This window comes from Flavobacterium chilense, assembly GCF_001602525.1.
Taxonomy (GTDB): Bacteria; Bacteroidota; Bacteroidia; order Flavobacteriales; family Flavobacteriaceae; genus Flavobacterium; species Flavobacterium chilense.
Genome location: NZ_LSYT01000001.1, coordinates 801,473 through 821,874, shown reverse-complemented (window position 1 = coordinate 821,874; position 20,402 = coordinate 801,473). Strand labels below are relative to the sequence as shown.

Below are 20,402 nucleotides of genomic sequence, written 5' to 3'. Positions count from 1 at the left end.
GAGCAAAATGAAAAAAAGTAAATTAATAATTATCATCATCATTGGAGTTTTACTTATAGGATGTATAGGATATTTTATTTTTCATAAAGAGGATAATAAAGTAGAATTGATTACAGAAAAACCACATTATGGAGATATTGCAACGAGTGTAACGGCAACCGGAAAAATACAGCCGGTAGATACTGTAGCAGTTGGTACACAGGTTTCAGGAACGATACAAAAAGTATTTGTCGATTTTAATTCGGTGGTAAAAAAAGGAGAATTACTGGCTCAAATCGATCAATCCTTATTAATTGCCCAAGTGCAGCAAATTACAGCAAATTTGCAATTGTCGAAAAACAACCTGAGCTATCAGCAATCTAATTTTAACAGACAAAGTGAATTATACAAAGCAGGAGGAATTAGCAGAGCTGATTTTGAAACGGCAAAAAACCTTTACGAAGTAGCCAGAGATAATGTAAACAGCGTGGCGGCTCAACTGCGATCTGTACAAAAAAGCCTTTCGTTTACCAATATTTTTTCACCCATAGACGGAACAGTTCTATCCAGAAAAGTGAGCCAAGGACAAACCGTAGCAGCGAGTTTAAATACACCAACCTTATTTAGTATTGCCAAGGATTTAACCAAAATGCAGGTTCAGGCCTCTGTTGATGAAGCTGATGTTGGGAATATAAAAGTGGGAGAAAGTGCGACTTTTACCGTTGATGCTTTTCCGGATGATGTGTTTAAAGGTACCGTAATGGAAGTACGTTTACAGCCCACAATTTCGGCAAATGTTGTTACGTATACAACCATTATCAACGCTCCAAATAATGATTTAAAATTAAAACCCGGCATGACGGCCAACATTATTATTTATACCAATGAAGTAAAAAACACCCTGCTTATTTCGGCGAAAGCCATTGCTTTTCAGCCTGATTCTACATTAGGAAAACAATATAAAATCAGGAAACTGTCTTTAGGAAATCATAAAGGAGAACACAAAGGCAAAAACGGAAATAAATATGGAGGCAATTTAGCATCAAATAACAAAAAGCCGGATACGATTGACCATAAGAAAGCAATTGTATGGAAAAAAGTTGGCGATTCGATTATCCCGAAACACATCCGAATAGGATTGGATGATGATATCAATGTGCAGATTGTTAGGGGAATAACAGCACAGGACGAAATCATTACCGGAGTAAATGCATTAAAGCAGGCTAAAGGAGCTAAAGCGACAGATTCAAGTCCGTTTATGCCAAAACGAGGCGGCGGAGGCGGCGGAAAAAGATGATAACAGTTGAGAATACAAAAGAAATTGTGATGGGAAAAAAGATTCTTGAAATACAAGACCTCAAAAGAGAATTTACCATGGGATCAGAAACTGTAAGAGCTTTAAAAGGTGTTTCTTTTGATGTGATGGAAGGCGAATTTATTACCATTATGGGAAGTAGTGGTTCCGGAAAAACAACAATGCTTAATATTTTGGGATGTCTGGATAAACCATCAGAGGGGAATTATATACTGGACGGAGTAAATGTCAAATCATTATCTAAAAATGAACTGGCAGCTTTACGAAACACGAAGATTGGTTTTATTTTTCAGTCGTATAATCTTCTGGCACGTACTTCGGCAATAGAAAATGTAGAACTTCCATTGTTGTATAATTCTAAAATTTCTACCAAAGAACGACGGGAAAGAGCTATAAATGCTTTAGAAGCTGTAAAACTCGCTGACAGGCTGGATCACTTTCCGAACCAGCTTTCGGGAGGACAACAACAGCGTGTGGCTATTGCGAGAGCTTTAGTAAACGATCCTGTAATGATTCTGGCTGATGAAGCCACAGGAAACCTGGATACCAGAACTTCCTACGAAATCATGGCTTTGATTCAGGAATTAAATTCACAGGGAAAAACAATCATTTTTGTAACGCATGAACCGGATATAGCGGCATTTAGCAGCAGAACAGTCACACTTCGTGACGGAAGAGTAACAAAAGACTTTAATAACCAAAACATAAAATCTGCTAAACAAATGCTGGCCGATTTTCGTGTAGATGAAGATTATAAATATGAAAATAGCTAATCTTTTTCTAATCGCCTTAAAAGCACTTCGCCGTAATAAACTTCGTGCATTGTTGACTATGCTCGGGATTATTATTGGTGTGGCTTCTGTAATTGCAATGGTTGCAATAGGACAGGGCTCTAAAAAAAGCATTCAGGATCAATTGTCCAGTATGGGATCGAATATGATTACAATTCGTCCAAACAGTAATGTGACCGCCGGAGCACGTCTGGATATTTCGAGTGTTCAAACTTTAACGCTCAGTGATGTTGATGCACTTAAAAAAGAATCAAAACATCTCAATGCGATTTCCCCTGCAGTATCCAGTAAAGGTCAGGCTATTAATGGAGCTTTAAACTGGCCAACGAGTATGCAGGGCGTAAGTGTCGATTATCTTAAAATTAGAGACTGGCCGCTCAAAGAAGGAATTGCTTTTAGAGAATCAGATGTACATACGGCAAATAAAGTGTGTTTGATCGGACAAACAGTTGTAGACAATATATTTCCGTATGGAGTAAATCCTATTGGGCAAATTATTCGATTTAATAAAATTCCGTTCAGGATTATTGGGGTTTTACAATCCAAAGGAGAGAACGCATTCGGACAGGATCAGGATGATATTATTATTGCGCCTTTTAGGACAGTGCAAAAAAGAATAACAAACTCTATTTATCTTCAAAATATCTATGCTTCGACAATAGACGAAAGTCAGACACAAATGGCAACAGATGAAATCGAACAGATTATGCGTACAGCACATCGGTTGAAAGCCAAAGACGAAGATGATTTCTCCGTACGAACACAGGCTGAGTTAATTAATACTTTTAGCTCGACAAGTCAGTTGCTGACCGTGTTATTAACGGCAATATCAGGAATCTCGTTATTGATTGGCGGAATCGGAATTATGAATATTATGTATGTTTCGGTTACAGAACGAACTAAGGAAATTGGTTTGCGTATGTCTATAGGAGCAAACGGAAGGGATATTTTATTGCAGTTTTTGGTCGAAGCTATATTGATCAGTTTAACCGGAGGATTAATTGGAATTGTATTGGGAATTATAGCATCTGAGCTGATACAGTTCTTTTTACACTGGCCTACTTTGATTTCTGAATCTTCTGTGATACTTTCATTTTTAGTTTGTGCGATCACCGGTATTTTCTTTGGTTATTATCCTGCACTAAAAGCATCTAAATTGGATCCGATAGAAGCTCTGCATTACGAATAATATTTTTATATTTAAGTTTTAAATTTATTTCTATAAAGTGATGGTTTTGATGAAGAACACAGCACTTTTAATCTTATAAAATCATATTAACTTTGAGTACAACAGAATTTTTCACCCGACTTATAATCGCTTTATTTGCCGGATTAATTATAGGTTTTGAGCGACAATGGCATCATAAAGAAACCGGCTTAAAAACCAATATGCTGGTAGCAACAGGAGCAGCTGCCTTTGTATTGTTATCGATAAAAGTAGCCGCTACAGAACCTAATATCGATGTAACCCGTATTACAGCTCAGGTGGTTATGGGAGTTGGTTTTTTGGGAGCAGGAGTCATCTTTAGAGAAGGGCCAAATGTACACGGATTAAATTCTGCTGCCACAATATGGTGCAGTGCAGCGATTGGATGTATTGCCGCGTCAGGGTATTTTGCAGAAACTTTGATTTGTACTTTTCTGGTTACTACCGTAAATACCGTTATTGAACCTGTCGAAAGATGGATGAGAAACAGAAAATAAAAGCACTGGAAATCATAATAAATTGTAAGGAAGAGTAAGCAAAAGTTATTCTTCCTTATTATTTAAGCCCATTCCCCAAAAGTGTTATTTTCATTGGGTAAATAAGTAAGATATTGTACCATTCTTGGTGTTTTGCCTTTATTGGGCGTTGCACAATGTGGTAAAGTATTGTTCCAGATTATAAAATCGCCTGCATTGCCAATTATAGGTTCAGATTGCAGTGTTTCGACTGCCAGATCTCTCGGATTTTGATCAGCGGGAATGCTTTCAATCCATTCTTCTATTTTGTTATGAAATCCCGGAACACAATGAAAAGCGCCATCATTAGCATCGCAGTCTGTAAGATAGAGCAGTCCCTGAAGTCCAAATGCAAAAGGAGGTTTTATACTGATGTCCCAATGAAGCAGACTTCCTAAAAAACTAAATTCTTCAGTTTCAGGAGGATTAAAACTTACTTTATCAATTGTTTTGTAAAGGTTGGTTGTTTTATACAATTGCTCGTAGGCTTTTTTTATTTTTGGAGAAAGCCTGTTTCGGTTTAACGTTTCATGATCCGAAAAGTTAAGCATTAAGCCTTTTTGATCTTCATGTCTTTGATACCAGGTTTCTTTTTTGTCCGGATCCATCTTTAAATAATCCCAAATTGCCTGTTCAGTAGCTTTACAATCTTCTTTTGAGATGGCATCCTTTATTACGATATACCCATTTTTGTTCCAGAATTGAAGATCCTCTTCAGATAATACATCCTCAGTAAGAATTTCGGTTTCTGTAGTTTGGTTTCTTTGTCTGTTATTGATCCAGATTTTAAAATTTTCAAAATCAGGTTTTTCAAAATATAAAAATTGTAGTGTTTCTTCCATACCAATACCCAATTGATATAAGGCTTTTATTTCTGCATTCCAGGTTTGAGTATCATTGGTAACAGCAACATTTGAAGGATGCAAGGTACGTGTCCACAATTTTTCAAGAATCGTCCAGGGCATAATTTTACTTTTCGGTTTTTATGAGATTTTTAAGTGATGAAAATAAGATTTTATAACTGCCAGATAACATGTAGTGGTTTGTTCATCCAGGGATACTTTACAATAGAAAAATAAAAAGGAGATTTGCGTAATAATATATCATAAGCTCTTTTTTGCACAGTAAGTTCCCATTTGTCTTCTAATTCTATAAGATTCCCTTCTCGAATAAGCCAATTGCCTCTAAAACCAGTAAGGGAGGAATCCTTAGCTTCTGGCCAATATCCTATTGCTGCGTATAGTAATCCATCTATAAGGGATCGTTTTTCTTCAGACATTTCAAATTCATTTGAAATAGTATCATTTACCGAAAGTCCGCACAATACTTTATTTAGAGATAAAAAATCCTGATCTGTGTAAGTTAGTCCGGTAACAAGATATTGCAAACAATGTACAGCCTTAATCTGGTTTTCTGTACTGGTGAACTTTTTTTCTTCAGTTAGCTTAAGTCGGTGAAATAATATATCAATAAAATTATTTAAAAGCACAATCCCTGCGTTTTCAACCAGAATGCCATTTTTATTTAAAGCGGCTTGTTTTTTAAGGGACTTTATTGGTTCGTTTTTAGAAGGTGTTTCCATGTTGATTTCTTCAATTAAGTTAACATCTGAAAAGGTGAAATAAATATAAGAATCATTTTTCAATGTGCCATACGTATTTATACCTGATATCAGGTATTTAAGACTTTTTTTAATTGACATCAGGAAACCTGAGCAAAAATATTTTCGTTATATAACCGTTTGATTATCATTAGTTATAAAAAAAAGATCCACATCATAAACTTGATGTGGATCTTAATATTTTTAGTTTTTAAAATCTGTTATATAAACTTTTAATTATCGCAAAACATACCAATTTGCTTTAAATGTCTTTCTGTCTGGTATTTATTAAAATTGTCCCATTTTGGCGGATAACTTGTTTTTTGCCCGTACATAGCATCCAAACAAATATTATTGTCTTTGTATTTATCATGCAAAACAGACAAGATTTTAAAGAAAAATTCATCTAACATTACAATAGCATTAAATTCAGATTTTAATGTATCATAATTTTGATCTGACGGATGAATTAATTGCAGTAAATCTAAAACTTCCGTTTTTTCTTCTTCATTGATTTCTGTTGCATAGCCCATTTTTAAAGTTTTAAAAACCAGATTATTCCAGACTTTACTATCATGTCCCCATTGAACGTCAGGCAAATTCAAAGAATGCTCACAAATCAGGATAATAGAAAAAAGGACGTCATTTAAGTATTCTGCCGGAAATTCGTCAAAGCTTCTAAACTCAAAACCACTTTGATACATTTTTTCCTGATTAAAATCAAGACCTACTTCCGAAAGCATTTCATATTCCATATCTGCTTCAATTTGGTCACGCCACCAAATGTTTTCTTCTTTTTCAAATTTGAGCAGTTTTCTAAAATTCTCGACATTGTAAGTTAGTATTTTTCCTTTTGGCATTGCTTTGTTGTAAGTTCCTACACCAATGTAGCGGGACATAGCATTTCTCATTGAACCCAAAGTAAATTTTTTGTCTAAATTGTAAGTGTTACTTATTACACCCATTATATCAGGACTTCCAAGAGTAGCAATAAAGAAAGGTTCAAACCATTGCAGTAAATAAATAGCATTGGCGTGTGTTCTTTCAAATTCATTGTAGTCTACAATCCTGCTATCTTCTGTTAAAGACGGCAAAGTAATGTGAAAATGATAGGTTCCGTTATTAAATAAAACAAGATTCTCCTGATTGGTCATAAACATATTTAAGCCATTGTTGTAATCAGGAAAATTTAATTTTCCTTTTAATACAGACGATTCGTTGATTTTATTTAAAAATAACTTTTTAGTTGCCTTTAATTCTTTGCAGGAATCAGCTATTGTTCTGTTTTCAAAATATTTGGTTACAAATTCGATAGAATCACCATCAAAATGAACAGAACCCATTGTTTTATTTCTTTGGGTAATCATACTTTGAATATTGTATGGCTGATCTTCAAGGAAAAGTTCCATGATCGATTTTCCAAGATATTCAGGATTCTCGGTAGGCTGTGCGCTTACCTCCCCAGTTTCGGTATCAACCAGTGGCTTTACCGGTGATAATGTTTTATGCTGATAGTTAATGTCGAGTTTTTCCAGCGAATGGCTGTTCATCATTCGGCTCACGGTATAATTCTCATTCAAACTAAAAGCTTTCTTTAATATTGGAGTTAAGCTCTCCGGTTTATAGCATTTTCGATAGTCAATGCTGTATTTCTCAAATCCAATTTTTTCTTGTATAAATTGACCAGAAACTATTAGGGATTCTTCAAATTGCATGTAGGTTTCGTTTTCCAATCCTATTCCCCAATAATATTTTTTTGTCTGATTGTCTTTCATTTATACTAATTTCTTTTTTTAGGGTTAATTAAAATATTTAAATCGTTTATTTTTATTCGGAAATATAAAATCAAGCCTGTTAAAATCAGGGACAAGAAACCTTATAACGGATTAAGCATAGATTTGCCTCCATTAAAAAAGTTTTCGTTTACTTTTAAAAATATAGGAATTTATATTTCAGAAATTTTGCACTTATAATAGCATAAATAGCGAATTAAAAAGTAAAATTTTATAGTAGGGTTATAAAATTAACGTTGTAATTAATCACTTTTATATCAATAATTTAAGCAGAAAAATAGCCAAATCACAACTTTTGCTATTCTTATTTTTTCTAAGTTGCAAAAGTAGTTTTTTATTATGTCATTTACAAGTAGTTAACCTCTTGAAAATCAATAAAAATTTTAGATGTTTGACAATGTGATGAATTGGTTTTATTTATTCATGATAATAAAGCACGTACGAGGAATATAACGCATCATTCCACCAGTCTTTTCGTACTTCCGAAAAATAATTATAATTTAATTTACCTGCTTGCGACTGCAATGGGTAAACCACTACGTTATTTTCTCTGTAAGCTTTATGCAGATCTGTTTCGGGAACAACCGGAACGATATGTCCGGAAAGACCTTTTTCTTTTCTTTTGGCGCAAATTATTCCAATTCCACCGTTTTTATTTACTTCATTTTGAATTTCATCAACACTAAACATTCTTTTCCATCCAAAAGAAGTTCCCCATTGCAAAAACCAGTCATGTATGGCACTGGAGTAGATACGATCAACAGTTTGCTCAAAAACAGCTTCTATTTCCTGTCCCGATAATATTTTTTCAAGAGATTCGTCTGTCCACCAGACCGTAGGAAGATATACTTTAGAGAAATAGCAATAATCATAAGAATAGACATTGCAATAGGTGTCTTCTACGGTTCTTTGATATCTAATACTTTTTTCGACATTAAGCTTGTCAATGAGTTGATGAAGGCTTTCTTTTTTAGTATCAGGATTAGTCAGATCTCTATAAGGAATAGTAGAATCCATAATAGGTGTTTCCTTCATTTCCATAGAATCTAACCGGGATTTCGGATCAGGTAATAAATCGGCTTTCTTTAGTGTATTGTTTGGTATTGTATTATCGCTCAAAGGCAATAATCCCAGTATATCTTTTTCCATTCTTGACTGCTTAAAAACGTTGGCAACGCTGCACCAATTATCTGTTTACATCATGTAATTTTGCCAACTAAAAAGTAAATATAGGGATTTTAAATTTTTTAAAGACGCATACTAAATGACAAATTGTGAAAGTTTTAAGATTGATTTTAAAACAAGATCTGTTAAATGATTGCGGATCGGATGAGTTGACAATATAAAAAGAAATGTGTGTAATGTGGTATCAAAATGATAAGATCCTATCATTTTGATAAAAAGATCAGCAATCAATAATAATCAGTGATTTTTATAAACGAATCATTAACAGCTTATTATAATGTAATTTTCTTAGTGCTATCGATATTGGTATGCGTTTCGATAAAGTATTTTTCTATTCTAAAATAAAATAGAAAAAACGGTATCAAATATGAAAAATCAGCAACTTACCATAAAACCTTCAGTCAAAGACAGATTGTCTGACACAAGTACCCTATTGCTTCAAAACGAAGATTCTGAACCGCCGGAAGATTTCAAAGTAGCAATCACTAATGCCAGCGATGCCTTTTGGATAAATGAAATTTGTGATGTTACATTATCATCTGCTTTAGCGAGAGGAACAGGGATCTCAGGCCGTTCTCCGGAATTGCTTGCAGAAAAAATGAGAAAAGGGGAGGCTGTCATTGCTTTTAGTTCAGATGGAACATGGGCGGGTTTCTCTTTTATCTCTTCCTGGGATAACGGAGAATATGTTTCAAATTCCGGATTAATAGTAGCACCTCAGTTTAGACATACTGGTCTGGCAAAAAAAATTAAAAGAAAAATTTTTGAATTAAGCCGACAAAAATATCCACATGCCAAAATATTTAGTTTAACTACAGGCTTAGCGGTAATGAAAATGAATCATGAACTTGGCTTTGAACCGGTCACTTATTCAGAGTTGACAAAAGATGATGTTTTTTGGGAAAATTGTAAATCCTGCATCAATTGTCCTGTTTTAATGAGTAAAGAAAGAAAGAATTGTTTGTGCACTGCAATGCTCTATACGCCAAAAAATCATCTAATTTCAGAGCAGTCTATAAACTAACAAAATTGATTTTTTTAAATTTTTGTATCTAAAACCCTTAAAGTTAAATAGTATAGTTAACTTTAAGGGTTTTTGTAATTGTTTTGTTTTCAGTGTTTTGTGTTAAATTACTAATCGATTAGTTAAATTACTAACAAATTAGTTGGTCTACTAATTAATTAGTAGTATCTTGCACTAAAATATTTTACAATGATAAAACTAGCCAAAAGAGAAGAACAGATTATGCAGGTGTTTTGGGATTTAAACAAAGCCTTCATACGAGATATTATTCCATTATTACCAGATCCAAAACCACATTACAACAGTGTAGCAACCATTGTTAAGATATTGGAAGAAAAAGGGTTTCTAAATCATGAAACTGCAGGAAACATGCATTGTTTTTTTCCGGTTATCAGTAGAGAAGAATACCAGCAATTTGCACTAAAGGATATCGTAAGTCATTATTTTGATAACTCTTATCCCAGAATGTTAGCCTTTTTTGCCAAAGAACAAAAACTTTCAGAGAAGGAATTAGATGAAATAGTGAACATCATTAAAAAAGATAAAATATGATACCTTACATTTTGTATAGCGCGCTTATTCTTTCTGCCTGTCTGGTCTTTTATAAGATATTGTTACAGAAAGAAACCTTTTTTTATTTGAACAGATATGTGTTGTTAACCTGTATGATCCTGGCTTTTGTTTTGCCTTTGATTCCGGTTCCGCAACAATTATCGCTTAGAAATAGCCCTGATATAAAGCATTATACAATTGCTAAAACTTCTCCTAATACGATAAACACTGCCGAGTTAAAAGAACTAACTGTAAAACAGGAGGCTGTACAGGAAACCCAACAAATCATCAATGTTGAGGTTGTATTAAAATGCCTTGTTTATTTGTACTGGTTTGGAGTAGTAGTTTTTGGACTGAATTTTTTAATGCAGGCTATTCTGTTATTGTACAGAGCATATTCCGGATCGGTAATTCAGGATGGTAAGTTTCGTATTGTTGAAATAACAGGTGATAAAGCTCCCTGTTCTTTTGCCAATAATATTTTTATCAATCCTGAAAAGTACGATTGGGACACTTACAATCAGATTTTGCTTCATGAAAAAATTCATATTGAGCAAAAACACACTTTTGATCTTCTGCTGGCTGAGATAGTAATTATTTTTCAGTGGTTTAATCCTTTTGCATGGCAATGGCGAAAAGCATTAGAAATTAATCTCGAATTTTTGACAGACGACCAAATGCTGCAGCAAGATACAGTTGAAAAAGAAAGTTATCAGTTTAGCCTGCTTAAAGTAGCGGCACCACAATTTCCATTGAGTCTTACAACCAATTATAATCAATCACTTTTAAAAAAACGAATCATCATGATGAACTCAAAAAAATCAAATGTGCACACGACATGGAAATATTTTTTCCTGTTGCCACTAATGGTTTTATTTGCCTGCCTTTTTAATCAACCGGCAGCGCAAAGTCAAAACCTGACCTCTCAAAAAGAGTCGAAAGAATCTAAAGAAGACGTGAACATTCAAAACGGAATGAAAACAGACGGAAACTGGTTTGCTACGATCAAAGGCAGTACCATTAATATTCAATTTAAAAGCGATGAAAAAGATATATCTTCAAGTACTTTTGAATTGAGTGATTTTGATAATCTTCCAAGAGATAAGCAAGGCGTATTTTCGCTAAAACGTGAAGCAGGAACCATGACTTTTACAGGAAAATTTGAAGGAGACAGAGGAATGGGAACTTACAAATTTACTGCCAATAAAGAGTATAGTACTGCAATGGTTAAAGAAGGTATAGATGTTGTAAAAGATACTGATCTTATGGTTTTCTTTATGGTAAACATCAAACAATCGTATGTTCAGATGTTAAAGAAAAACGGTTATACGAAACTGGACAAAGATCAATTGATTCCGCTTGCCGCTTTAAACATCAACGAAGCTTACATTACTTCTATCAAACAGGCAATTCCTGATATGGATCTGGAAAACATGATTCCTTTTAAATCATTGGGTGTAGACAAAGCTTATATTGAAGAAATACGTAATGCAGGTTATAAAGATTTATCTCCGGACAACATTATAGCATTAAAATCTCAGGGAATTAATGGAAAATATATTGCTGATTTCCGCAATTCTACCAAAACAGATAAAGCTAATGGGAATAATGATGATAAAGGAAATGATGCTGATATCATCGCATTTAAATCATTAGATATTGATCAGGAATTTATAAACTCTTTAAAAAAAATAGGATATAATGACCTTTCTAATAGCGACCTAATGGCGATGAAGTCGCTAAATGTAACACCGGAATATATAAACAGTTTTCAAAAAGTGGGATTCAAAAACATTAGTGTAAGTGATTTAATGGCGATGAAGTCTCTAAATATAACACCTGAATATATAAACAGCTTTCAAAAAGCCGGATACAAGAACATAAGTGAAAGTGATTTAATGGCTTTAAAATCACAAAATATAACACCGGATTTAATACAACAGTATAAAGATCTTGGTTTTAGCGATGTAAATCTCGAAGATGTTATTGGAGCAAAAGCAATTGGAGCGACACCATCTTTCATCAAATCAATGAAAGGAAAAGGACATAACTTTAAAGATTTAGGAAAGTACATTCAGCTAAAAGTTGCCGTTCAGAATTAAAAGACTAATTCTGTAATCTAATAAAACATCAGAGTTGTAAGATAAAAAAAGCCCAAACCGAAAGGAATGGGCTTTTTTTCTGATAGAAATAACCAGAAAATGTAATTATAATGAAATTGTTACATTTTTTTTAAGACTACACTTTTTCTGATAAATTTTAGAATAAAATTGCTGTTCTTTGTATCTCATATTTATTGAAGAAAATAAATAAGATAATCTTGACCGGAAATACTGTAGTACAATATTATTTTGGACATTGAGTTAAGATTAATCATCAGGTTTATGTTATGGACAACAAAAAGTTTATTTTAAGTTTAAAAAAAGGTAATGAGGCTTCTTTCAAAGAAGCTTATCTAAATTACTACGATAAACTAATAAACATTGCCAGACGTTTTAACTTTACTGTTCTGACTCCACAGGACTTTGTTCAGGAAACTTTCTTAAGGCTTTATAATAAAAGAGAGTTGCTCAATGAAGATGTTTTGTTTGATAAACAATTGTTTACTATTTGCAAAAACATCATCATCAATCATGTTAACAGAGAAAATAAAGTAATTCAGCTTGATTCTTTTCAGTTTGAAACAGTACAAGAGGATACTGAAACAGGAATTTTTGAAGAAAGAAGAGAAAAATTACATAGTTTTATAAATCTTCTTCCGGAGCAGCAACAAAAAATATTTACGTTACACAAACTGGAAAACCTTAGTTATAAGGAGATTGCAGCAATTACAGATCTTTCTGAAAAGACAATTGCCAATCATATTTACCTTGCCAGTAAATTTATTCGAAAAAAAATCGAAGACCATTAGGAACTTTTATATTCTCGTTTGTTATAGATATAAACGGAAACATAAAATGCATATTGAGTCTTATAAAACAGATATTAAAACCAAAGAAGAAGCAAGCTTTATTGTAGTTCTTCTACAGTTTGTTATTTCTGATTGTATAATGAATTTTGACCTGGAAGACCACAATCGTATTCTAAGAATCGAAACAAACAGAGAAATTAAAGAAATGGTTTATGGTGTTTTTAATAAACAGGGATTTTATTGTCAAAAAATTTAACGCTCAAAAGATATGGATGATAAGAAATTAGAGGAAGAATTGAGAAAAATATGGGATGAAACTCCTGTTGCACATTCGAATAATGAAAAAGAAGCTTCCTGGCAGGAATTCCAGTCAAAGGCATTTTCTTCAAAAAAGCAAAAAGGTAAACCTTGGCGTTATTATGCCGCTGCGGCAGCTATTTTAATTTTTGCTCTTGTAGGTACCGGAATATATTTTAAAAGCAGTCCTGTAAGCAACCATGTTACACTGGCAGAAAGTATCATTTTCGAAAATACAAGTACAGTCACAAAAACGCTGGTTTTGCCAGACAGTTCAAGAGTAGAGGTAAGTCCGAATTCTAAAATTGTATACGCGGGTAATTTTGCTGCTAATCGAAAACTTCAAATTACGGGAGAAGCTTATTTTAAAGTCAAAAAAGACAAAAAACATCCGTTTGAAGTATTTTGTAATGAAACTACAACTACGGTATTAGGAACTTCTTTTACAGTGAAAGGATTAGATCAAAAAGAAGTAACTGTAGAACTTTATGAAGGCAGCGTTCAGATGAATGTAAAAAATCAGGATCAAAAATGGATACTGAAACCCGGAGAAAAGTTTACCTACGGAAATCAAACTGCGGTGGTAACAGAATTTGACAGGTTTATGGATTTCGATAATCAAAAGCTAAGTGATGTGAGTACTTATATTGAATCGAATTACGGTTACAAAGTAATTATTCCGCAAGAATATAATAACCAGCGAATTACAGTACGAATAAATAAAAAAGAAGATTTGATAATAATTCTTCAGTTAATATCAGAAATGTATAACCTAAACTATGAAGTAAATGAAAAATTAAAACAGATTACTTTTCAATAGAAAAGAAAAGGATGTCCTAGCCGCGAAACTAAACATCCTTCCTATGAGCAGGATAGTATAAAACTGTCCCATTTAATAATATTCAAAAATACAAAATTTCATGAAGCATATAATTTCAGCATGCTTTTTTTTATTCAGTTGGTGTATGTTCGCCCAAAACATAACTGTAACTGTAGATAAAACGGTAACTCTAAAAGAATTCTTTAAGCAAATTGAAAACCAGTCTGATTTTAAATTTGCTTTTACAGATCAAATTAATACCAATCAGCATTATTTTACCAAAAAAAATACCTACAGCAATATCGGAATAAAAGAACTTATCAATGATTTGAATAAAAGTAGCACTATTCAATTTTCAATTGTAGGTAATAATATTTTTGTAAAGCAGAAATCATCCACAAAAACAGCTAAAAAAAAAAATAAGCTGAGTGGTCAGGTTCTTGATGAAAACATGGCGCCGGTTATTGGCGCAAATGTTTTCATCAAAGAACTTTCTTCGAGTGCAACAACAGATGCAAACGGAATGTTTTCTATGGAAGTGGATAGCGGAACTTATACTGTTTTAGTGAGTTATTTGGGACTAAGAAACAAAGAAAAACAAATCACGGTTTCTGATGATACAAAGATAAAAATCAACATGGATTCTGACAGCCAGCAACTGGATCAGGTGGTTATAACCAGCAACAAAGCTGTCGATGTGAGAAATACACAAATGAGTGTTAATAAACTCTCTATGACAGAAATTAAAAAAATACCTGTTGCTATGGGAGAACCGGATCCTTTAAAATCAATATTGACTTTGCCGGGAGTTACCAATGCCGGAGAAGCCTCGTCTGGTTTTAATGTTCGTGGTGGTGCTGCAGATCAGAATTTAATTCTTTTAGATGGTGCGCCGGTATATAGTGATTCGCACATGTTTGGATTTTTCTCTGTTTTTAACGCTGATATTGTAAGCGGACTGGATTTATACAAAGGTGGAATTCCGTCTAAATTTGGAGGACGCGTTTCTTCTGTTCTTGATGTAAGTCAGCAAACCGGAGATTTTGAAAACTATAAAGTAAACGGAGGAATTGGTTTAATCTCAAGCAGACTTTTAGTACAGGGACCCATACAAAAAGATAAAGGTTCGTTTATCATTGCAGGACGTGCTTCTTATGCTCATTTATTCCTAAAATTGGCAGATAATAAGAACTCGGCAATGTTTTATGATCTGAATGCTAAATTCAATTATCGTTTGGGAGCTAACAATTCTATTGCATTTTCAGGATATTTTGGAAACGATGTTTTTGATATAAACGATCGTTTTTCAAGTACGTTTGGAAATACTATGGGAATCCTAAGCTGGAAACATAAATTTTCAGAAAATTTAAATACAAACCTTTCTGTTTTCTACAGTGACTATAAATTCAATCTGGGTTTACAGATGGAAAACTTTAAATGGAATAACAATATTCAGACTTCAGGTCTTAAATATGGATGGAACCATACAATATCAGATAAGTTTAAACTGAATTACGGAATCGACGGTCAGTATTATAACTTTAACCCCGGAACTGTAGAACCTACAAGTCCTGATTCTCAGTTTAATTACAAACAACTGGACAGGAAATATGCTTTTGAATCATCAGTTTATCTTGATTTTGAAAATCAGCTGACCAAAAAACTAAACTTTCGTTACGGACTTCGTTACAGTATGTTTTATCGTTTAGGTAATGAAAATATTAATACGTATGAAGACGGAAAAGCAGTAGTATACAATCCGTTATATCATATTTATGAAAAAGGTACTCCAACAGGAAGTATAGCTTACGGAAAAGGAAAAACGATAAGCAAATTTGACAACTTCGAGCCACGTTTAGCCTTATCATATGCCTTTAATGACGATGCTTCTGTAAAGGCAAGTTATAACAGAATGGCGCAATACATTCATATTTTGTCTAATACGCAGTCTCCATTGCCAACCAGTATCTGGACACCTAGCGGACCTTTTACAAAACCACAATTGCTGGATCAGTATGCAGTAGGATATTTTATGAATTTTAAGGATCGTGATTATTCTTTTGAAGGAGAGTTGTTTTATAAAAAGATTCAAAATCGCATCGACTACATTGATGGTGCAGATATATTGGCAAATAACGAAATCGAGCAGGTTATCTTAAACGGAAAAGCCAGAGCTTATGGTATGGAATTGTTGTTGAGAAAAAACACCGGAAATTTTACCGGATGGATTTCTTATACATTGTCAAGAGCAGAACAAAAAACGCCGGGAAGAACTCCTCAGGAGCCTGGAATTGCGAATGGTGACTGGTATTTATCCGGATACGATAAATTGCATAACCTGAGTATTGTAGGCAGTTATGAGTACAGTCCTAAGTGGTCTTTTAATGCTAATTTTACCTTACAATCAGGTCAGCCTGTAACGTATGCTAATGGTTATTATGAATTTGGCGGAATCAACATACCAAATTATTCGCTTAGAAATGAAAACAGATTACCACTTTTTCATCACTTAGACCTTGCAGCAACTTATACACCTAAACCGGATAAAAAGAAAGGATGGCAAAGCTATTGGGTATTTAGCATTTATAACATTTACAACAGAAAAAATGCTGCTTCGATGACATTTGCAACAAATGCTGATACGGGAGTAAATGAAACCAGACGACTTTCTATTTTCGGAATGGTACCTGGGATTACTTATAATTTTAAATTTTAATGAATATGCAAAGTATTAAAATGTATACTTTTAAAAATAAAGCACTGGTTTTATTCAGTCTTCTTTTTGTGCTGTTTTTTTCATCGTGTGAAGATGTCGTAAACCTTGATTTAGAAACTGCTGATCCAAAATTAGTTATAGATGCTGAGATTATCTGGAAAAAGGGAACAAGCGGTAACGAGCAGACCATAAAAATCAGTAAAACAGCTCCTTATTATAATAATACAACACCAAAAGTTTCCGGTGCAAGGGTTAGAGTTGAGAACAGTAAAGGAGATGTTTTTACTTTTAATGAAACCACTCCGGGCTCTTATGTATGTACGAATTTTGTTCCTGTTATAGATATGGATTATGTATTGTATGTCGAAGCTGAAGGACAAAAATTTACAGCTGCAGAAAAGCTGACTTCTGTTACACCAATCGATAAAATAGAGCAAAATATCGTTCCGGATTTTTCGGGAAAAGATGTAATAGAGCTAACATTTTATTATAAAGATCCGGCAGATCAGGTCAATTTTTATCTAACAGATTATAAGAGTTCTTTCTTGCTTTTTCCTGAATATGAATTAACAAAAGATGATTTTTTTAATGGAAATCAGGTAAGCACACGTTTCTCAAACGAAGATATGAAAGCCGGAAATACAGTAGAGATTACACATCGTGGTATTTCGAAGAAATTCTATAACTACATGAACTTGATTTTGGAAGTATACGGAGGAAGTCCGTTTTCGATTCCGCCGGGTAATATCAGGGGAAATATCATAAACACAAACGATTCCAATAATTTTGCTTTTGGTTATTTCAGGCTTTGTGAAGCAGATAAAGTTTCTTATTTGGTAAAATAAAGATTAGGTTTTTAATATTGATTTGTAATGGCATCTGGCATATAAAGAAATTTATGTCAGGTGCTTTTTTTATTTTCTATAAAATAGCTGATTTAGGTTAGTCATTTTCAAATTTAATTTTTTCAAGTTAATAGTGTGAATGTAGTGTCTGATTGATAAATAAAATTTGCTAGTTTTACTAAAAAACAAATCATGATAAAAAGAATATTATATCTATTTCTGGTTTCAATTGCTGTAATTTCATGTAAAAAAGAAAACGAGGTAAAACATATTAAAACTTCTTTTGGAGTAGTAACAAATCTTAAGGGAACAGATTTATTTTCTAATAATGATTTATCTCAAAAAAAAGATCATTTAAATTATGCAGCTAAAGTCGAAATCATTTCTTTTGATACTGTAAAGAAAATTTCAAAGATTTTATACAACCGTCAGGAATTTTATGCAAATAGTGCGGATATGGAGTTGCTTTCTAAAGAAGAAAACGATAAAAGTTATTTTACAAAAGACTGTTATTGTTTAATGGGCTTGAAAGAAATAAAGACAATTAACTATCCTACGAAGTATGATACAGTATATTATTTTATAAAAGACAATAAAATACGATTTATAAAAGAAGTATCCTGTTATAAACCTGACTATGAAACTTATATAATGCATGATATAGAAATGAGCAAAGAAGATTATAATTCTGCCGGACCAAATTTTTATTCATATGTTACAATTGACAGAAATAATTTTTTGATGGGTACTTTTTTTACAGATCAAAATAAATCTTATTTAGAATGTTATAATAAAAAATCGACTTACGAAGTTGCTAAAAACTCCAGTAAACTGTCTGAATACTACAAAACTGAAGATTTTAATTATGCTATGAGTTTATTTAATGCAGATCTTTTATTTGCAAAAATTGACAATGAAAATTTTGTAAAATCTTTAGATAATTTTGACTACAAAAAAGAAGATATTTATATTGAACAGGGTGATTTGAGTTTAGAAAAAAATATTAATATAAAATTGTATAGTTTAAATAATTTAGAACCTGTTGCCTACAATGATTATACAATATTTTTTAATTATTTGAGAGAGTTTAGAATTGTTAAAAAAGATGGTAAGAAAAGATATTTTGTAAAAATCAATGTAGTAGAAAATGAAAGTTCTAATATAGCGGGAGAATATTATATTGACTTAAAAGAAATTGCAACGTTTGCTTCAATAGCCGATTAATCTAATAAATTTATTTCAAAAATGAAGAATAGTATAAAACTAGTTGCCCTTTTATTTTTGTTTAATAATTGTAAAAAGGAAACTAAAAATGATTTTAATAAAACTGATATAAAAAATGAAAAAGTTGAGAAAGTTGAAATTCAACATGCTAACAATGATCAACTAAATAATTTTATTGGAGATTACGAATATAAAAACACCAACAATCCTAAGGAAAGTCTTTTATTGATTTTGAAAAAAACAGATATTAAAAGCGTTCCTGATTTTGAAGGATATTCCTGGGAAGAGAAAAATGAAAAGGGAGAAGTTGCCGAAATGACGCTAACAGGATTTTTTTACGGAAATACAGATTTATTCGACGAAGAAAGAGAAGGTTATGCTCCAGGTTTTTTTGTTGTGAATGTTCAGGCTGAACCATTAGAGGAAAATTTATTAAAAGTAAATGTAAAATTAGATACTTCGGATATTTTGTCAAATCCTGTTGAGCCGCCCATGACATCTGCAAAAGAAGCTTTAGGAAAAGGAAATAAAAAATGGGAGATAACAGAGATGAATATCGCCAAAGAACTTATTTTTGAAATGAAAAATTCAAAAGAGCTAATATTAAAATCTGATTCAGCCTTGGATGAAAAAATATTTAAAAAGACAAGATGACCAAAAAAGAAATTGATTGATATTACTCTCAAAGAAGGAGATAATTTTCAAATTTTTGACCCTAAAGATTATGATAGAAAACATCAAAATGATGAAAATAAATCTTTAGATATGCTATCATAGATCTATAATCTAATCACAACTTGCACCGTATAAGTCTAATCCTCCAAGAAGTATTGTTTTAAATGTATTGTCTTTTTGGAGAATGAGTATTCTTCTTTCAGGAAATTGACATTTCGATTTACCTGAAATTTTTCCCCATAAAAAATCATCATTATAAGTAAAATATGCAGGACCTATATTAGCATAAACTTTTGTTTTAATGCTATCGTCATATCTATAAACTACACTGTCGTCAAATTTTTGAATTTTTCTTTGAATTTCAAAATAATTTTTTCCATAATTAAGTTTTAATGGTTTGTTTGTACAGAAAAGAGGTTTGCCATTTTTTGCGGTATCAAAATTTTTAATAGTTAGTCCAATAAAACTTTCTCTGCAATCATCAATTCTACAAATTACTTCGTCTGCAGTCATTACTGAAAAGCCTTTAGTTCCATAAACATAATATTTTGGATCGATAATTTTTCTTATCTCATTCTCCAATCTTGTACTTTTAATAAGCTTAACGATTCCTAAAGTGTCATAATATTCAATTTTTCTAATTTTTACAGATGAGGGATTATAAAAGGCAGATTCTAATGAATCTGTTTCATTTATCCTGGTATAAATTTTTTGATATTGAGATATGCTATCAGATTCAAACATTGTAATAACAATTGCTGTTGTATTGTTTGCCAGATCATAAACAGGATAAATTGTGTTATTTGTTATTTCTGATTCTAATTTTTTAGTATCATCTGTTTCTTTCTTTAATGAAATATTCTTTTCTTCTTTATTTTTATTCTGGCAAGAGATAAAAAGAGAAAATGAAATTATGAAAACTAGAATAATTGTTTTTCGCATTGGAAGTTTTT

The 20,402-nt window shown here is 32.4% G+C and carries 19 protein-coding genes; 14 read left to right on the top strand and 5 right to left on the bottom strand.

The annotated features are described in order from the left end of the window. Positions 1-7 precede the first annotated feature (7 nt). The 4 genes from A4F88_RS03440 to A4F88_RS03425 all read left to right on the top strand — a co-directional run bounded on the left by A4F88_RS03440 (position 8) and on the right by A4F88_RS03425 (position 3,789). The gene (locus tag A4F88_RS03440; RefSeq protein ID WP_068841114.1) at positions 8-1,276 is read left to right on the top strand and encodes an efflux RND transporter periplasmic adaptor subunit; all 1,269 of its coding nucleotides are present in this window, start codon (positions 8-10) and stop codon (positions 1,274-1,276) included. Between the two features lie 29 nt (positions 1,277-1,305). Continuing rightward, a complete protein-coding gene (locus A4F88_RS03435) occupies positions 1,306-2,067 on the top strand; it encodes an ABC transporter ATP-binding protein (protein WP_068841459.1) in 762 nt (253 codons plus the stop codon). Continuing rightward, positions 2,054-3,274 (top strand): ABC transporter permease, encoded by a 1,221-nt coding sequence (locus A4F88_RS03430; protein ID WP_068841113.1) that lies wholly within the window; start codon positions 2,054-2,056, stop codon positions 3,272-3,274. The genes A4F88_RS03435 and A4F88_RS03430 overlap by 14 nt, the downstream gene beginning before the upstream one ends. Positions 3,275-3,366: 92 nt before the next feature. Beyond that, entirely contained in the window at positions 3,367-3,789 is a 423-nt protein-coding gene (locus A4F88_RS03425; RefSeq protein ID WP_068841112.1) for an MgtC/SapB family protein, read from the top strand. 62 nt (positions 3,790-3,851) lie between these two features. Here the strand turns inward: A4F88_RS03425 and A4F88_RS03420 are convergent, their stop codons facing one another. From A4F88_RS03420 to A4F88_RS03405, 4 genes are all read right to left on the bottom strand, one after another. Next, positions 3,852-4,772, bottom strand: coding sequence for a phytanoyl-CoA dioxygenase family protein (locus A4F88_RS03420; RefSeq protein ID WP_068841111.1), 921 nt, complete (start codon positions 4,770-4,772; stop codon positions 3,852-3,854). A 50-nt stretch (positions 4,773-4,822) separates the two neighbouring features. Beyond that, a complete protein-coding gene (locus A4F88_RS03415) occupies positions 4,823-5,509 on the bottom strand; it encodes a contractile injection system tape measure protein (RefSeq protein WP_068841110.1) in 687 nt (228 codons plus the stop codon). Positions 5,510-5,640: 131 nt separating this feature from the next. Next, entirely contained in the window at positions 5,641-7,182 is a 1,542-nt protein-coding gene (locus A4F88_RS03410; protein WP_068841109.1) for a hypothetical protein, read from the bottom strand. 435 nt (positions 7,183-7,617) lie between these two features. Next, entirely contained in the window at positions 7,618-8,349 is a 732-nt protein-coding gene (locus tag A4F88_RS03405; RefSeq protein ID WP_068841108.1) for a hypothetical protein, read from the bottom strand. Positions 8,350-8,752: 403 nt separating this feature from the next. Between A4F88_RS03405 and A4F88_RS03400 the strand changes: the two genes are divergently transcribed. The 10 genes from A4F88_RS03400 (at position 8,753) to A4F88_RS03355 (ending at position 19,428) form a co-directional block, all read left to right on the top strand. Continuing rightward, on the top strand, positions 8,753-9,409 hold the full coding sequence (locus tag A4F88_RS03400; RefSeq protein WP_068841107.1) for an acetyltransferase: 657 nt from the start codon (positions 8,753-8,755) through the stop codon (positions 9,407-9,409). A gap of 189 nt (positions 9,410-9,598) precedes the next feature. Next, positions 9,599-9,961, top strand: a complete 363-nt coding sequence (locus A4F88_RS03395) for a BlaI/MecI/CopY family transcriptional regulator (RefSeq protein WP_068841106.1) — start codon at positions 9,599-9,601, stop codon at positions 9,959-9,961. Next, on the top strand, positions 9,958-12,063 hold the full coding sequence (locus A4F88_RS03390) for a M56 family metallopeptidase (protein WP_068841105.1): 2,106 nt from the start codon (positions 9,958-9,960) through the stop codon (positions 12,061-12,063). The genes A4F88_RS03395 and A4F88_RS03390 overlap by 4 nt, the downstream gene beginning before the upstream one ends. A 287-nt stretch (positions 12,064-12,350) precedes the next feature. Continuing rightward, positions 12,351-12,872, top strand: coding sequence for an RNA polymerase sigma factor (locus A4F88_RS03385; protein ID WP_068841104.1), 522 nt, complete (start codon positions 12,351-12,353; stop codon positions 12,870-12,872). Between the two features lie 46 nt (positions 12,873-12,918). Further along, positions 12,919-13,128: a hypothetical protein gene (locus A4F88_RS03380; protein WP_068841103.1), complete on the top strand. Its 210-nt coding sequence runs from the start codon at positions 12,919-12,921 to the stop codon at positions 13,126-13,128. Positions 13,129-13,140: 12 nt separating this feature from the next. Further along, the gene (locus tag A4F88_RS03375) at positions 13,141-13,989 is read left to right on the top strand and encodes a FecR family protein (RefSeq protein WP_068841102.1); all 849 of its coding nucleotides are present in this window, start codon (positions 13,141-13,143) and stop codon (positions 13,987-13,989) included. Between the two features lie 100 nt (positions 13,990-14,089). Further along, positions 14,090-16,705 (top strand): TonB-dependent receptor, encoded by a 2,616-nt coding sequence (locus tag A4F88_RS03370; RefSeq protein WP_068841101.1) that lies wholly within the window; start codon positions 14,090-14,092, stop codon positions 16,703-16,705. Between the two features lie 5 nt (positions 16,706-16,710). Continuing rightward, positions 16,711-17,550, top strand: coding sequence for a DUF4249 domain-containing protein (locus A4F88_RS03365; RefSeq protein WP_068841458.1), 840 nt, complete (start codon positions 16,711-16,713; stop codon positions 17,548-17,550). A 192-nt stretch (positions 17,551-17,742) separates the two neighbouring features. Next, positions 17,743-18,774 carry a hypothetical protein gene (locus A4F88_RS03360; RefSeq protein WP_068841100.1) on the top strand — a complete coding sequence of 344 codons (1,032 nt, stop codon included), beginning with the start codon at positions 17,743-17,745 and terminating at the stop codon, positions 18,772-18,774. Positions 18,775-18,795: 21 nt separating this feature from the next. Further along, complete coding sequence (locus A4F88_RS03355; protein ID WP_068841099.1) at positions 18,796-19,428, top strand: hypothetical protein; 633 nt, start codon at positions 18,796-18,798, stop codon at positions 19,426-19,428. Positions 19,429-19,560: 132 nt separating this feature from the next. Here the strand turns inward: A4F88_RS03355 and A4F88_RS03350 are convergent, their stop codons facing one another. Beyond that, entirely contained in the window at positions 19,561-20,391 is an 831-nt protein-coding gene (locus A4F88_RS03350; RefSeq protein WP_068841098.1) for a hypothetical protein, read from the bottom strand. Positions 20,392-20,402 lie beyond the last annotated feature (11 nt).

Coding starts and splice junctions, on each gene's coding strand:
- A4F88_RS03440 (WP_068841114.1), top strand. CDS start 8: ATGAAAAAAAGTAAATTAATAATTATCATCATCATTGGAGTTTTACTT.
- A4F88_RS03435 (WP_068841459.1), top strand. CDS start 1,306: ATGGGAAAAAAGATTCTTGAAATACAAGACCTCAAAAGAGAATTTACC.
- A4F88_RS03430 (WP_068841113.1), top strand. CDS start 2,054: ATGAAAATAGCTAATCTTTTTCTAATCGCCTTAAAAGCACTTCGCCGT.
- A4F88_RS03420 (WP_068841111.1), bottom strand. CDS start 4,772: ATGCCCTGGACGATTCTTGAAAAATTGTGGACACGTACCTTGCATCCT.
- A4F88_RS03415 (WP_068841110.1), bottom strand. CDS start 5,509: ATGTCAATTAAAAAAAGTCTTAAATACCTGATATCAGGTATAAATACG.
- A4F88_RS03410 (WP_068841109.1), bottom strand. CDS start 7,182: ATGAAAGACAATCAGACAAAAAAATATTATTGGGGAATAGGATTGGAA.
- A4F88_RS03405 (WP_068841108.1), bottom strand. CDS start 8,349: ATGGAAAAAGATATACTGGGATTATTGCCTTTGAGCGATAATACAATA.
- A4F88_RS03400 (WP_068841107.1), top strand. CDS start 8,753: ATGAAAAATCAGCAACTTACCATAAAACCTTCAGTCAAAGACAGATTG.
- A4F88_RS03395 (WP_068841106.1), top strand. CDS start 9,599: ATGATAAAACTAGCCAAAAGAGAAGAACAGATTATGCAGGTGTTTTGG.
- A4F88_RS03390 (WP_068841105.1), top strand. CDS start 9,958: ATGATACCTTACATTTTGTATAGCGCGCTTATTCTTTCTGCCTGTCTG.
- A4F88_RS03385 (WP_068841104.1), top strand. CDS start 12,351: ATGGACAACAAAAAGTTTATTTTAAGTTTAAAAAAAGGTAATGAGGCT.
- A4F88_RS03380 (WP_068841103.1), top strand. CDS start 12,919: ATGCATATTGAGTCTTATAAAACAGATATTAAAACCAAAGAAGAAGCA.
- A4F88_RS03375 (WP_068841102.1), top strand. CDS start 13,141: ATGGATGATAAGAAATTAGAGGAAGAATTGAGAAAAATATGGGATGAA.
- A4F88_RS03370 (WP_068841101.1), top strand. CDS start 14,090: ATGAAGCATATAATTTCAGCATGCTTTTTTTTATTCAGTTGGTGTATG.
- A4F88_RS03365 (WP_068841458.1), top strand. CDS start 16,711: ATGCAAAGTATTAAAATGTATACTTTTAAAAATAAAGCACTGGTTTTA.
- A4F88_RS03360 (WP_068841100.1), top strand. CDS start 17,743: ATGATAAAAAGAATATTATATCTATTTCTGGTTTCAATTGCTGTAATT.
- A4F88_RS03355 (WP_068841099.1), top strand. CDS start 18,796: ATGAAGAATAGTATAAAACTAGTTGCCCTTTTATTTTTGTTTAATAAT.
- A4F88_RS03350 (WP_068841098.1), bottom strand. CDS start 20,391: ATGCGAAAAACAATTATTCTAGTTTTCATAATTTCATTTTCTCTTTTT.